The sequence below is a fragment of the Microcoleus sp. T3_A4 genome (assembly GCF_036700465.1).
In the GTDB taxonomy this organism is placed as follows: Bacteria; Cyanobacteriota; Cyanobacteriia; order Cyanobacteriales; family Microcoleaceae; genus Microcoleus.
The window spans coordinates 64,672-78,791 of sequence record NZ_JAUBOY010000012.1 but is presented as its reverse complement, the minus strand read 5'-3'; the positions used below and the strand labels follow the sequence as shown (position 1 = coordinate 78,791).

The following is a 14,120-nucleotide window of genomic DNA, read 5'->3' as shown; positions in this document are numbered from 1 at the left end:
ATCAGGTGTAAAACAGTAAATAGCTTATCCAAGACGATCAGGTTAATCAAGCCGAAGTCTGAAACAGAGAATGACAAGCTACCAAAAGGAGAAAAAGTGTTGTATCCAAAAAAAGAACAGGATATCTGGCATACTATTGCCCAAATGACCCAAGATTTGCAGCAAACTGCCGAATATGCCCTGGATATTTGCGAGGAAATGAACGTCTCGATAATTGCGACTACCCCCGGCGGTCATATCCTGTCGTTAAACCAAGCTACCTGTCAACTTTTGGGATACTCTAAAAAAGAGTTGTTAGGCAAACCAATAGCCGGACTTTTTAAGAAAAGTGAATCACCAGCCCCGGAGTTAGATTTAGGAAGTTTAACAGCCGAAGGTTCTGTCCACAACGTGGAAAAAGTCTACCTTTCTAAACAGCAAAAAAAAATAATTATACTGCTTTCTATTTCAATTATTCGCGACAGTCAAGGCAAGGTCAGCGGCAAGTTATACATAGCACAAGATATTACTGATAGCAAGCGGGCTGAAAGAAATTTGCGGCGCAGTGAAAAAAAGTTTCGCCAACTGATAGAAACTGTGAATGCTGTTGCATTTATCTATCACCGCAGACAGTTCCGCTATGTCAATGCTCAGACAGAAGCTCTGACAGGATATACTCGCGAAGAATTACTAGCATTGGATTTATACGACTTAATTCATCTAGATTTTATAGAAATAGTTAAAAAATGGGGTAAATCCAGCCATGCGCGCTCAACTGCAGGCTCTAAATATGAATTAGTAATAGTCACGAAAACTGGAGAAATGCGCTGGATTGAAGCAACTGTAGATATTATAAAATTTGAAAAAAAAGCCTCAATATTAATCACAGCATTTGACATCAGCGATCGCAAATTAGCAGAGTTAGAACTAGAAACATCTCTTTCGTTGCTTCAAGCAACCATTGAATCTACGGCTGACGGTATTCTGGCGGTTGACAGTGAAGGAAAAGTTGTTAGCTTTAACCGTAAATTTGCCGAAATGTGGCATTTGCCAGATTTGCTGGTGGATTCGAGAGATAATAACCAAATTTTGGGTTTTGAAATCAACCAGTTAAAATACCCGGAAATATTTCTCAACCGTGCTAAAGAATTGTCCGATCGCCCTGCAGCAGAAAGTTACGATCTCATCGAGTTGACAGATGGCAGAATCTTCGAGCGCTACTCGTTGCCCCAGCGCACGGGAGGCAAAATTACTGGTCGAGTATTTAGCTTTCGGGATGTAACGGAACGGGTGCAATCCGAAGAAAAACTCCGCAAAAGTGAAGAACGTTTTCACCTGCTGACGCGGGCGACAAATGACGCCGTATGGGATTTTGATTTGTTAAAAAATGAGTATTGGTTGAGCGCAGAATTTGAAAAAGTTTTTGGATACAAACTCAACGAAACTCAGACTATAGAGTTAGAATCATGGTGGCTAAATATTCATCCCGAAGAACGGGAAAGAGTGATGTTAAGCTTCAACCAAACAATGAACTCAGACGCTCAATGTTGGTCGGAAGAATACAGCTTTCACCGTGCAGATGGGGGATATGTTTTTGTGCTAGATCGCGGCTATATCATCCGCAATGAAAGTGGCCAAGCAGTCAGGGCGATCGGCACGATGATGGATATCACTCAGCGCAAGCAAGCTGAAGAAATTATTCGCTATCAAGCTGTTTATGACCAACTCACCGGTTTACCGAACCGGATACTTTTTAACGAGCGGCTGGTGGCGTCCTTAAAACAAGCTAAACAAACAAAAAAAATGCTTGCTGTGATGTTTTTAGACTTGGACAGGTTCAAAAAGATTAATGATACATTAGGTCACGCTGCGGGCGATCGCCTGTTAGAAGGTTTTGCCGGACGCATTAGTGACACTTTGCGATCGAGTGACACGGTTGCCCGCTGGGGAGGCGACGAATTTACCATACTGCTTCCCGACATCAATTGCTTAGAAGATGCAGTTAAAACAGCTCAAAGAATACTCAACAATTTAAAGCCAGCATTTAAACTAGAAGGACAACCGTTTCATGTCAGCAGCAGCATCGGCATTGCCCTTTATCCCGATGATGGTGAAGATGCCGAAACATTAGTCAAAAATGCCGATGCTGCCTTGTACTACGCTAAAGAAATGGGAAGAAATAACTATCAGTTATATACTTCAACACTTAATCCCCATGGCAGCCATTTACTAACTATAGAACACAGACTGCACGAAGCTTTAGAACAGGGAGAATTTGAGGTTTTTTACCAGCCCAAAGTCAACATCACTACTTGGCAAATTCAGGGCATGGAAGCTCTGCTACGCTGGCAACATCCACAATTAGGTTTAGTTACTCCCGCTACATTTATTCCGATCGCCGAAGAGAACGGACTCATTGTACCTATTGGGGAATGGGTGCTGCAAACAGCCTGCACTCAAAATAAAGCTTGGCAGGATGCTTTGCAGCCAGATTTGCGGGTAGCAGTCAACGTTTCGGCTCGGCAGTTCCAGCAATTTAATTTATTAGAAATGGTAGCGAAATGCTTGGAAAAAAGCGGTTTAGCACCCAAGTATTTAGAGTTAGAAATTACCGAGACGACAGCTATGCAAGATGTGGATTATACCACAAAAGTTCTCAGGGAGTTGCAGAATATGGGAGTGCAAATTGCGCTGGACGATTTCGGCACGGGTTATTGTTCTCTAAATTATCTCAAAAAGTTTCCCTTGAATATCCTAAAAATAGATAAATCCTTTGTCAGCGGATTGACTACTGATCCCTGCGAACGGGCGATCGCCAAGGCTGTAGCGACCCTGGGGCGAGATTTGAACTTGAGCGTGGTAGCCGAAGGAGTAGAAACTAAAGAGCAGTTGGAGTGTTTGCGGGAACTCCACTGTCAAGAAATTCAGGGCCACTATTTCAGCCCTGCCCTCTCGGCTGGTGAGGCTAGCAAACTTTTGGTAAATTCTCATTTGCGACAAGTGCAAATTGCTTAATTGGGTCGCGACTTACGACTGCGTGAGGTTGTAACGCTGCGTGCAAGTCCTGCGAACGTTACACGTAAAAAGTCGTGCGACCACCGCCGAAACCCGCATAGGTCCCGCCGCAACAGCCGTCGCACGAGCAGCCACTGTAGGAAAACTCGTTGCCGCACTCAAGACAGATCGCCGTCCAGTCGTGATGGTCTGGTGGCGAGGCCTTCTTGCGACAGTTATCGCAGCCGAAAACGGCTAATTCGCTCACATCGAACGACCTGCGCTTCCGTTTCGTCTGCTTGATGGCATCGTGCATGAACTGGTTAAAACTTAAAATAGTGTGCAGAATAACGGACTTGTACCTAAAGACAGAGGAAAATATCGCTACCCCAACATAAAGGCTTTGTCTATGCAGCCAATTCGCACATTTAACGTTTCCCCGTCGCTACCGACAATTCTCGAACCCCTACGCAGGCTTGCCTACAACTTGCACTGGGACTGGAACGTCGATACCAAAGACCTCTTCCGCCGCCTCGATCGAGACCTGTGGGACTCCAGCAACCAAAACCCGGTGCTGATGCTCGGAACCATATCTCAAGAGCGGCTGCAAGAAATGGCAGAAGACGAAGGCTTCATTGCCCAAATGAACCGAGCAGCCCAGCAGTTAGACGATTATCTCAAAAATCGCGCCTGGTACCGCAAACAGCGCGGCACCGAGCAGCAGGAATGCTACGCTTACTTTTCGATGGAATTCGGCTTAGTTAAAGCCCTACCCATCTATTCAGGCGGTTTGGGCGTGCTCGCAGGCGACCACCTCAAATCAGCTAGTGATTTGGGCTTGCCCTTAGTCGGTGTCGGCCTACTCTACCAAGAAGGTTATTTTTCGCAGTATCTCAACGCCGACGGCTGGCAACAAGAACGCTATCCGCTCAACGATTTCTACAATATGCCGCTGCACCCAGAACGCAATCCCGACGGTTCGGAATTGCGGATTGAGGTAGACTATCCCGGCCGCAAGGTGTATGCCCGGATTTGGCGGGTACAAGTGGGAACGGTTCCTTTGTACCTAATGGATACAAATATTGAACCTAATAGTCGCTACGACCAAGATATTACCGACCAACTGTATGGCGGTGATAAAACTCTGCGGATGCACCAAGAAATCATGCTGGGCATCGGCGGCGTGAAAATGCTCAAGGCATTGGGGCTGACAGTTACGGCTTATCACATGAATGAAGGCCACGCGGCTTTCATGGCTTTGGAACGCATTCGGATGCTGATGGAGGAATATCACCTGAGTTTCGTGGAAGCGGAACAGGTGGTGGTTTCGAGCAGTATGTTTACGACTCACACGCCGGTACCTGCTGGATTTGACTTGTTCGAGCCGGATATGGTGATGCACTATCTGAGTCACTATCCCAAGATATTTGGCTTGTCGCAAGATGAGTTTTTGGGATTGGGCCGGGAGAATACTGGCGATTTGTCCGCACCTCTGAATATGGCAATTTTGGCTATTAAAATGTCGAGTTTTGTCAACGGGGTGGCGGCTTTGCACGGGGTGGTGTCGCGCCCGATGTTTCAGGGTTTGTGGCCGGGTTTGCCCCAGGAAGAAGTACCGATTACTTCGATTACCAACGGGGTGCACGCTCGCAGTTGTGTGGCGAAGTCTACTCAGGAGTTGTACGATCGATACCTTGGCCCGGACTGGGAAATGACCGGTAAGGACGATCGTCTCTGGGACAGGCTTTCGTCGATTCCTGATGAGGAACTATGGCGCAATCACGAACGCTGTCGATCGGAGTTGGTGGTGTTCGCGCGGGAGTGGCTGCAAAAGACTTTGCGTGAACGCGGTGCGGCCCAAACGGAAATCGAACACGCGCGGGAAGCTCTCAATCCCAAGGTGCTGACGATCGGGTTTGCCCGCCGCTTTGCTACTTACAAGCGGGCGACGCTGTTTTTGCGCGATGTCGATCGAATCATGCGGATCATGCGGGATCAAAATCGCCCGGTGCAGTTTGTGATTGCTGGGAAGGCTCACCCGATGGATATTCCGGGTAAGGAATTGATTCGGGATATCGTTCACTTCATCCGCGAGCACGAGACGATGAGCTCGATGGTGTTTTTACCGAACTACGACATTAACGTTGCTCGGATGATGGTGTCTGGCTGCGATGTGTGGCTGAATACGCCACGCCGCCCGCGTGAGGCTTCGGGTACTTCCGGGATGAAAGCTTCGATGAATGGTTTGCCGAATCTGAGCATTCTTGACGGATGGTGGGATGAGGCTGATTATGTTCGTACCGGTTGGCCGATCGGACATGGGGAGTTTTACGAAGATACTAAGTATCAGGATGAGGTCGAGGCTAATGCTTTGTACGACTTAATGGAAAAAGAAGTTGTACCGCTGTTTTACAACCGGGATGCTGATGGCATTCCCCGCGGTTGGACGGAGAAAATGAAGGATTCTATTCGCTTGAATTGTCCTTTGTTCAATACTGCTCGGATGGTGAAAGATTACGCGCGACGGGCATATTTCCCGGTGAGCGATCGCTACCACACTATGACTTCGGATAATTGCGCTCCGGCCAAGGAGTTGTCTCACTGGAAGAAGCACGTTCTCGCGAAATGGCACGATATTAAGATTGAGGCTGTTGATATTTCGCAGGATAAAGAAGTTAAGGTCAATCAGTCGATATCTGTTAAATCTCGGATTAATCTGATGGGATTGACGCCTGCAGACGTGCAAGTTGAACTTTATCAAGGCTCGGTTGATGCTAACGGCGATATCATTGGTGGCGTGCCGGTGGTGATGGAGTATTTGGGAGAAGATTCTCACAATGCTAGCCTTTATACGGCTGACATTACTTATACTTCTAGCGGTTTGCAAGGTTTGTCGTTGCGTGTTTTGCCCAAGCACGATAATCTCAGCAGTCCTTATGAAGCTGGTGTGATTCTCTGGGCACATTAGTCAGCAGTCAGCAGTCAGTAGTCAGTAGTCAGGAGAATAAAGGAAGATTTTCCTAATTCTCCCTCTCTCCGACTCTCCCACTGTTGTTATCGAAGTTGGGGAATGACTATTTAGCCGATTGTGCAATGATCGCCCAATACCACATTCCGCTCTATTCCCCACTACCACCGGTGACCGCATATATAAGCGTATAGCAAGGCATCTGGCTGTTCTTCTAAGGCTTTGAGGGGGGCAAAGCTGGTGGGGATTTCGGGGATGTTTGAACCACCGATGAACGCTAATTCTTATGCAGGATGTTTGCGAAATTCAGAGTTGGTTCGAGGATTGATCAATATCTACAATATACTGGCAGAAGTTCATCAGTTAGAGTTGACATTCTGCCAGTTTTCCATTTTTGTGGCGTTGCTGAATACAGGTATCAATTCCCGATTTCGGAGTTTTTATAAGCCAAGTCGGGTGAGTTTTGTAAATTCCGATAAAAGTTGATTCATACCGTGACTCAGCAAAACCCAGAATATCTATCCATCAATATGAAAGCCGCTAAACCAAATAGTGGTGCCACAATAGCCACACTTTTTCATACTGTTATAGGAATACTCGCATCATTTGTGAATTTCTTACTCCCTCCCCTTGATAAGGGGAGGGTTGGGGTGGGGTAAAAAGTTTACGACTCCTGCAAGGATTGCTATATTTCATAAAATTGAAGGAAGCCTTGAGACACCTCTAGTGTAAATTATTTACCTACACCCGCTGGCTGCTGACGGTTTCGCACTTCCAGAAAAATCAACAAAGCATTAACATCAGCCGGATTCACCCCGCCAATTCTCGCCGCTTGGCCAATCGTCAGCGGTTTCACCTTAGCCAACTTTTCCCGCGACTCTTTCGAGAGAGTTGTAATTGCCATGTAATCCAAATCCGCAGGCAATTGTCGGCGTTCATGTCTGACAATTTCATCAATTTGATTTTGCTGTTTTTGCAGATAGCCAGAATATTTAATGTCAATTTCCGCACCCTCTTTCTCAGCCAACTTCAGACTAGAATTTCCTAAATTGTAGCGTTCCAAATCCACATAATGAAAACCAGGACGACGCAACAAATCAGCAAGAATAATCGAACCTTTAATCGCTTGTTGAGTGCCCGCAAAAATTGCCTTGCCAACTTCCTCGTGCTCTTTCACCCGCGTCGAGTACAAGCGTTCCTTCTCTGCCACAATATTAGCTTTTTTCCGCTCAAATAACTCCCACCGGCGATCGTCAATCAAACCAATTTCCCGTCCCAGCGGCGTCAAGCGTTGGTCAGCATTGTCCGATCGCAATAATAGCCGATATTCCGATCGCGAAGTCAACATCCGGTAAGGTTCCCGCAAATCCTTCGTACACAAATCATCTATCAGAGTCCCGAGATAACTTTGCTCGCGAGGAAACACAATCATCTCCTGATTTTTCGCAAACCTGGCCGCATTAATTCCCGCCACGACCCCCTGTGCAGCAGCCTCCTCATATCCAGTTGTACCGTTCACCTGACCCGCGCAAAATAGCCCTTCAATCTTCTTAGTCATCAGCGTCGGAAAGCACTGAGTTGCAGGCAAATAATCATACTCCACAGCATAAGCAGGGCGCATCATCTCGCACTTTTCCAAACCCGGAAGAGTCCGCAGCATTTGCAATTGCAAATTTTCCGGTAAACCAGTCGAAAAACCTTGGATATAAAGTTCAGGAATATCTCTACCTTCCGGTTCAATAAAAATCTGGTGACTTTCCTTATCCGCAAACCGCACAATCTTATCTTCAATACTCGGACAATAGCGCGGCCCCTTCGCATCAACCCAGCCGCCGTAGACTGGAGAAAGGTGCAAATTGTCTCTAATTAACTGATGAGTAGCTGGTGTAGTTCGAGTTAAATAACAAGGCATTTGTTCCCGTTCGATCCAAACTTCTGGATCGAAACTAAACCAGCGAACCTCTGCATCTCCCGGCTGCGGTTCCAGGTTGGTGTAATCGAGAGTACGTTTGTCAACTCTTGCGGGAGTTCCAGTTTTCAACCTGCCTGTTTCAAAGCCCAAACGGTTGAGAGTTTCCGTCAAGCCAACGGCGGCAAATTCTCCCGCACGTCCGGCGGGCATCGACTTATTGCCTACCCAAATCGTGCCACCTAAAAAAGTGCCTGTGGTCAGAATTACTGCTTTGCATTCAAAAGCGACGCCGAAGTATGTTTCAACTCCGATAACTTCTTCGTTTTTTCCCAAAACTAAGTCTGTCACCATCGCTTCCCGGATGGTCAAATTCTCTTGGTTTTCGACAATATTATTCATTACAGCGGCGTATTCCCGCTTGTCAGTTTGTGCCCTCAGCGCCCACACTGCGGGGCCTCGCGAAGAGTTGAGGATGCGTTTTTGTAGGTAGGTGCGATCGGCCATTTTGCCAATTTCCCCGCCTAACGCATCAACTTCGTTAGTGAGTTGGGTTTTAGCCGGGCCACCGACAGCAGGATTGCAAGGTTGCCACGCAATTTTGTCGAGGTTGAGGGTGAGGAGAAGGGTGCGACAGCCGAGGCGAGAAGTGGCGAGGGCTGCTTCGCAGCCGGAGTGTCCGCCACCTACTACGATGATGTCGAAACTGTCTTGGAATTCTACTGGTGTTTGTGCGGTCATTCGATTTTAGATTTTAGATTTTAGATTTTAGATTTTAGATTTTAGATTGAAGAATAGACATCTGGCAAAATTAGGTTTTAGTTTCCTCAATTAAAACTCTTCCTCTCCATTAGTGTAGCTGCTTTCTTCAAACATCGATGTTAATCCAGTAATTTTTACGGGGGGTCGATCTTTGAATTCTACGACAAATGACAACTCCCCACCCATTGCCGCGATATAACTTTGCAAAGTAGATACCAACAAATCCGCACGGCGTTCGAGTCGCGACACATTTTTTTGACGCATTTTTAATAATTCTGCCATGCGAATCTGAGTAAATTTCCTTGCTTTTCGTAAGTTTTGCAAGGTCATTTCTTCAGCCATCAACTCAATCGATCGCTTTTCGACTATTGCTCGTTGTTCGGGAGGCAAATTCTCCATAATAGTCTTCAGGCTAATTGTCATCTGTTTCTTGCTCGATTAACTTATTCTAATGATCTGTAAATCTACTATCTGCACATAGCATATTATAGGCAATAGTCGATCGAATAACCATATTTAATATGCACGCTTCGCGCCTTCGCGGTTCAATAATTCCGTAATCAGGCAGTTTTGCGCTATGTTAGACAAAAAAATCTCAACAAGCGTACACAAGTGAAATACTTCTTCTTATCCGACGGCTGGAAAGTTGGGCGCGTCTGGGGCGTAGGCGGCGAGTGGAGTCACGCCGCCTGGAGGCGGCCGCCGGACATCCAACAGCTCAACCTCTGTCTTTCCGATCGCAACGAAAAAATGTGGCTCTACCGCGTAGAAGACGCCGTACTCATGGTAGAAGTCCAACCAGCAGTCCGTCCCGATCCCGCCGATCCCGCCAAAAATATCGGCAACGTCACCCTCACCAGACTGATCGATGCCGAGCAAGTCCTCGAACGCCTCGGGACGATCGCCGCCCGCTGCGAAATGGGCAATCCGCAACTAATGTAATGCTCAACATATTGCAATCGGTTCTAACACTCGATACACTTCTTTAAATAACTTTCATTTTTATGCCTCCACCTTTGAAGGTAGATGGCAGTCGGCAAAAGGCAGAGTTTTAAACCCTACAGGTAACTGCTGGGGATTCAGAATCTGATTTTTCCGTAAAAATAGACATCATCACTTACACCTTGGAGAACCGCAGTCAATGGGACTACCCTGGTATCGCGTACACACAGTCGTCTTAAATGACCCAGGCCGATTGATTTCTGTACACTTAATGCACACTGCCCTCGTGGCAGGTTGGGCCGGCTCAATGGCCCTTTATGAACTAGCAGTTTTTGATCCCACAGACCCAGTTCTCAACCCAATGTGGCGTCAAGGGATGTTCGTGTTGCCCTTCATGACTCGCTTGGGAGTTACGGGTTCTTGGGGCGGTTGGAGCATCACTGGCGAAGGTAACGTCGATCCGGGCTTCTGGTCCTTTGAAGGCGTCGCCGTCGCTCACATCGTTCTATCGGGCCTGCTGTTCTTAGCAGCAGTTTGGCACTGGGTATTTTGGGACTTAGAACTTTTCAGAGACCCTCGCACCGGTGAACCAGCCCTTGACTTGCCAAAAATGTTTGGCATTCACCTGTTCCTCTCCGGCTTGCTTTGCTTCGGCTTCGGCGCATTTCACCTTTCGGGACTTTTTGGCCCGGGAATGTGGGTTTCCGACCCCTACGGCCTGACCGGTCACGTCCAGCCAGTGGCACCTGCTTGGGGCCCTGAAGGCTTTGACCCGTATAATCCGGGAGGCATCGTGGCTCACCACATTGCAGCGGGCGTAGTCGGCGTAATTGCCGGTTTGTTCCACTTGACAGTGCGGCCGCCGGAACGTCTTTACAAAGCCCTGCGGATGGGGAATATCGAAACTGTACTTTCTAGCAGTATCGCTGCCGTGTTCTTCGCAGCCTTTGTGGTTGCGGGTACGATGTGGTACGGTTCTGCTGCGACTCCGATCGAACTTTTTGGCCCGACTCGCTATCAGTGGGACAGTGGCTATTTCCAACAAGAAATCGATCGCAGAGCTCAAGCTAGCTTGGCCGGTGGTCAAGGCTTCCAAGAAGCTTACGAACAAATTCCTGAAAAATTGGCTTTCTACGACTACGTGGGCAACTCTCCTGCTAAAGGCGGTTTGTTCCGGGCCGGCGCGATGGTCAATGGCGACGGTATTGCGAAAAGCTGGCTGGGCCATCCAGTATTTACTGACAGCGAAGGTCGGGTATTGTCGGTTCGCCGCCTCCCCAACTTCTTTGAAACTTTCCCAGTAATTTTGACGGACAAAGATGGGGTCGTTCGCGCTGACATCCCCTTCCGCCGTGCTGAATCAAAATACAGCTTTGAACAAAGCGGAGTTACCGTCAGCTTCTACGGCGGCGAACTTAACGGTCAAACCTTTAATAATCCTCTAGATGTTAAGAAGTTTGCTCGCGCTGCTCAAAAGGGTGAAGTATTTGAGTTCGATCGCGAAACCTTGAACTCTGACGGCGTTTTCCGCACTTCGACTCGCGGTTGGTTCACTTTCGGACACGTTTGCTTTGCTTTGCTGTTCTTCTTCGGCCATATCTGGCACGGTTCTCGGACTATTTTCCGCGACGTGTTTGCTGGAGTTGAGGCTGACTTGGAAGAACAAGTCGAGTGGGGCCTGTTCCAAAAACTGGGCGACGTGACCACCAGAAGAGAAGAACCTCTCTAAATTTCGCCAGCCTCTGGCTAGCCGGGAAACATCCCCGGTGTAAAAAAACCCGGTTTCTTGAAGAAACCGGGTTTTTTTAGTTAATAATAAAACCAACAATTAAGATAAGATAATACGGCAAGGGAAGATAGGGAAAATTTAACATGGAAAGCGTTGCTTACATTTTGATTCTGGCTTTAGCCATAGGCGTACTATTTTTTGCGATCGCCTTTCGGGAACCTCCCCGGATTGGCAAATAATTAGCTATACGCCTCCAGCAAGTCCAAAATATCTTGAACCGGACTGCGGTTAGCCCGCATCATAGTGATCTAATTTGGTGCGGGACTATTTCACCGCTGTGTGCTAAGTGATTTTTTCTAGTCCAGCCATTCATCAGACCCCAGGCGGTTAGATGAATGGCCATTTGCTGGCCATGCCTTTTAAAATCAGCAATCATGCGCTGTTCCTCCTGCCAACACACAAATAGTCGCGTTTTAGAATCGCGTTCAGCCGAATCAGGTCAAAGCATCCGTCGGCGGCGTGAGTGTTTGAACTGCCAGCACCGCTTCACAACTTACGAACGCATAGAATTTGTGCCGATTACGGTGATCAAGCGGGACGGCAAGCGCGAATCTTTTGACAGGTCAAAATTAGTTAGGGGATTGATTCGGGCCTGCGAAAAAACCGGTTTGTCTTCGGGGCATCTCGAAACTCTGGCAGAAGAAATTGAGGCCCAACTCCAAGGTCGATCGCTCCGAGAGATCGCCAGTTCAGAAATAGGGGAACTGGTGCTGTTGCACCTGCGGCCGCTCAGCGAAGTCGCTTATGTCCGTTTTGCCTCCGTATATCGTCAATTTCGAGGCATCCGAGATTTTGTAGATACCCTAAATCACCTTCAGAATCCCCTCAACGAAGCTGAAGATACAGAAACAAAGACAAATTTTGACGCAGATTTGCCGGATTCCGAAGCAGTCGATCGAGAAAGCCCAGCATCCTGCGCTACTCCCAGCTAAGCTCGCTTAAATTAATTTATCGATATATTCTGGGAGATTGAAAACCGTGTCGCGAGGAAGGCCGGGAGGAATAGCGACTCAAGGGACTCTCATTCGATCGAGTGTTCTTTTTTCTCAGTAAGAGTCCTGGGTGTGATATGATCGTCATCGGTCTAAAATAGAGTATAACTAGACAACGTAAAAACTTAACTGGATTAGTTGAGTGCGTAGTCACACCTAACGGTGTTGCAGTTTAGGAAAGCTCGCATTTGAACAAAACCTAACTAAAGATCGGTGACTAATTAAATACGGTAGGGCATACCGAAATTTACGCTTCTGGAGAAACCGACCTCTACTTAGACTGGAGTAATCCTGTCGCCAGCAAGTCGGCTCGTTGAATGAAGAATCTCAGTTTATTTATACCTGAGAGTGTCAAAATAGTCTACTTGACTCGGAATGTTAAGATGCAACGTTTTAACACAGAGTATGGAGTAACAGTAATGGCAAGCGCTGGTGTGCAGTTGCACCCGGCAAAAGTTAGCGAAAACTGACTTTAGTAAAAGATTTTGAAAAAAGTTAATCGCTTTTTCACCAAAATCTCTAATATCTGCCGGCACAAACGAAAAACATGAAGGAGAGAAATCCTAGGAAACTATTCGCATGGTCAATCTCAAAACCACAGTCAAAGACATCGGCTTTACTCACGAAGATTTTGCAGCCCTACTTGATAAATATGACTATCACTTTAGCCCGGGCGATGTAGTAGCGGGTACAGTTTTTAGTATAGAACCCAGGGGCGCTCTGATTGATATCGGTGCTAAAACAGCAGCGTACATTCCCATTCAGGAAATGTCCATCAATCGAGTGGAAAGCCCTGAAGAGGTATTGCAATCGAACGAAACCAGAGAATTTTTCATTCTAACCGATGAAAATGAAGACGGACAATTAACCCTGTCCATCCGGCGCATCGAGTATATGCGGGCGTGGGAAAGAGTGCGACAACTGCAAGCAGAAGATGCCACAGTACGATCGCAAGTATTTGCCACCAACCGCGGCGGCGCACTCGTGAGAATAGAAGGCTTGCGAGGCTTTATTCCCGGTTCTCACATCAGTACCCGCAAACCGAAGGAAGAATTAGTCGCCGAAGAATTACCATTAAAATTCTTAGAGGTAGACGAAGACCGCAACCGCCTAGTGTTGAGTCATCGTCGCGCCTTAGTTGAGCGCAAGATGAACCGCCTCGAAGTTGGGGAAGTCGTCATCGGTACAGTACGCGGTATCAAGCCTTACGGTGCCTTTATCGACATCGGCGGCGTCAGCGGCTTGCTGCACATCTCGGAAATTTCACACGATCACATCGATACGCCTCATAGCGTCTTCAATGTCAACGACGAAGTGAAAGTGATGATCATTGACTTGGATGCCGAGAGGGGCCGGATTTCTCTCTCCACCAAGCAGTTGGAACCGGAACCGGGCGCGATGGTCAAAAATCGCGAATTGGTATACGAAAAAGCTGAGGAAATGGCAGCTAAGTTCCGCGAGAAAATGCTGGCTCAAAAGCAAGCTAAAGCAGGCATAGACATTCCTGTAGACTCAACTGATGCTGATGACTTCTCCGACGAACTCGAAGATGTACCCTCAGCAATGGAAGAGGATCTGCCGGAAGTAGCACCCGAAGCAGCACCCGAAGCAGCACCCGAAGCAGCACCCGAAGCAGCACCCGAAGCAGCACCCGAAGCAGCACCCGAAGCAGCACCCGAAGCAGTATTAGATGTAGAGGAAGAAATCCCTCCTGCGACAGAAGAATAACATCACAGTTAGTGTGATTAAAAGAGGGAATTTTCCCTCTTTTTTTTTGAGTTAGTC

The 14,120-nt window shown here is 47.4% G+C and carries 10 protein-coding genes; 7 read left to right on the top strand and 3 right to left on the bottom strand.

Going from position 1 to position 14,120, the window contains the following annotated elements; genetic code table 11:
- Window positions 1-96: 96 nt before the first annotated feature.
- A complete protein-coding gene (locus tag QUA07_RS09120) occupies window positions 97-2,994 on the top strand; it encodes an EAL domain-containing protein (protein ID WP_333210805.1) in 2,898 nt (965 codons plus the stop codon).
- Window positions 2,995-3,052: 58 nt separating this feature from the next.
- Here the strand turns inward: QUA07_RS09120 and QUA07_RS09115 are convergent, their stop codons facing one another.
- Window positions 3,053-3,289 carry a hypothetical protein gene (locus tag QUA07_RS09115; RefSeq protein WP_333324290.1) on the bottom strand — a complete coding sequence of 79 codons (237 nt, stop codon included), beginning with the start codon at window positions 3,287-3,289 and terminating at the stop codon, window positions 3,053-3,055.
- A gap of 93 nt (window positions 3,290-3,382) precedes the next feature.
- On the opposite strand from QUA07_RS09115, the gene glgP reads away from it, so the two are divergent.
- On the top strand, window positions 3,383-5,941 hold the full coding sequence (glgP, locus tag QUA07_RS09110) for an alpha-glucan family phosphorylase (protein ID WP_333324373.1): 2,559 nt from the start codon (window positions 3,383-3,385) through the stop codon (window positions 5,939-5,941).
- Window positions 5,942-6,674: 733 nt separating this feature from the next.
- Here the strand turns inward: glgP and mnmG are convergent.
- Both mnmG and QUA07_RS09100 read right to left on the bottom strand, forming a co-directional pair.
- The gene (gene mnmG, locus QUA07_RS09105) at window positions 6,675-8,591 is read right to left on the bottom strand and encodes a tRNA uridine-5-carboxymethylaminomethyl(34) synthesis enzyme MnmG (RefSeq protein ID WP_333324288.1); all 1,917 of its coding nucleotides are present in this window, start codon (window positions 8,589-8,591) and stop codon (window positions 6,675-6,677) included.
- 90 nt (window positions 8,592-8,681) lie between these two features.
- Entirely contained in the window at window positions 8,682-9,035 is a 354-nt protein-coding gene (locus QUA07_RS09100; protein ID WP_333324286.1) for a transcriptional regulator, read from the bottom strand.
- A gap of 189 nt (window positions 9,036-9,224) precedes the next feature.
- On the opposite strand from QUA07_RS09100, the gene QUA07_RS09095 reads away from it, so the two are divergent.
- The 5 genes from QUA07_RS09095 to QUA07_RS09075 all read left to right on the top strand — a co-directional run bounded on the left by QUA07_RS09095 (window position 9,225) and on the right by QUA07_RS09075 (window position 14,063).
- Window positions 9,225-9,554: a hypothetical protein gene (locus tag QUA07_RS09095; protein WP_333037185.1), complete on the top strand. Its 330-nt coding sequence runs from the start codon at window positions 9,225-9,227 to the stop codon at window positions 9,552-9,554.
- A gap of 199 nt (window positions 9,555-9,753) precedes the next feature.
- A complete protein-coding gene (psbB, locus tag QUA07_RS09090; RefSeq protein ID WP_333080405.1) occupies window positions 9,754-11,283 on the top strand; it encodes a photosystem II chlorophyll-binding protein CP47 in 1,530 nt (509 codons plus the stop codon).
- Window positions 11,284-11,426: 143 nt separating this feature from the next.
- Window positions 11,427-11,522, top strand: coding sequence for a photosystem II reaction center protein T (locus QUA07_RS09085; RefSeq protein ID WP_006635641.1), 96 nt, complete (start codon window positions 11,427-11,429; stop codon window positions 11,520-11,522).
- Between the two features lie 195 nt (window positions 11,523-11,717).
- Complete coding sequence (gene nrdR, locus QUA07_RS09080; RefSeq protein WP_333324284.1) at window positions 11,718-12,275, top strand: transcriptional regulator NrdR; 558 nt, start codon at window positions 11,718-11,720, stop codon at window positions 12,273-12,275.
- Window positions 12,276-12,914: 639 nt separating this feature from the next.
- Window positions 12,915-14,063 carry a 30S ribosomal protein S1 gene (locus QUA07_RS09075; protein WP_333324282.1) on the top strand — a complete coding sequence of 383 codons (1,149 nt, stop codon included), beginning with the start codon at window positions 12,915-12,917 and terminating at the stop codon, window positions 14,061-14,063.
- The last annotated feature ends 57 nt before the right edge of the window (window positions 14,064-14,120 follow it).

Coding starts and splice junctions, on each gene's coding strand:
- QUA07_RS09115 (WP_333324290.1), bottom strand. CDS start 3,289: ATGCACGATGCCATCAAGCAGACGAAACGGAAGCGCAGGTCGTTCGAT.
- glgP (WP_333324373.1), top strand. CDS start 3,383: ATGCAGCCAATTCGCACATTTAACGTTTCCCCGTCGCTACCGACAATT.
- mnmG (WP_333324288.1), bottom strand. CDS start 8,591: ATGACCGCACAAACACCAGTAGAATTCCAAGACAGTTTCGACATCATC.
- QUA07_RS09100 (WP_333324286.1), bottom strand. CDS start 9,035: ATGACAATTAGCCTGAAGACTATTATGGAGAATTTGCCTCCCGAACAA.
- psbB (WP_333080405.1), top strand. CDS start 9,754: ATGGGACTACCCTGGTATCGCGTACACACAGTCGTCTTAAATGACCCA.
- QUA07_RS09085 (WP_006635641.1), top strand. CDS start 11,427: ATGGAAAGCGTTGCTTACATTTTGATTCTGGCTTTAGCCATAGGCGTA.
- nrdR (WP_333324284.1), top strand. CDS start 11,718: ATGCGCTGTTCCTCCTGCCAACACACAAATAGTCGCGTTTTAGAATCG.
- QUA07_RS09075 (WP_333324282.1), top strand. CDS start 12,915: ATGGTCAATCTCAAAACCACAGTCAAAGACATCGGCTTTACTCACGAA.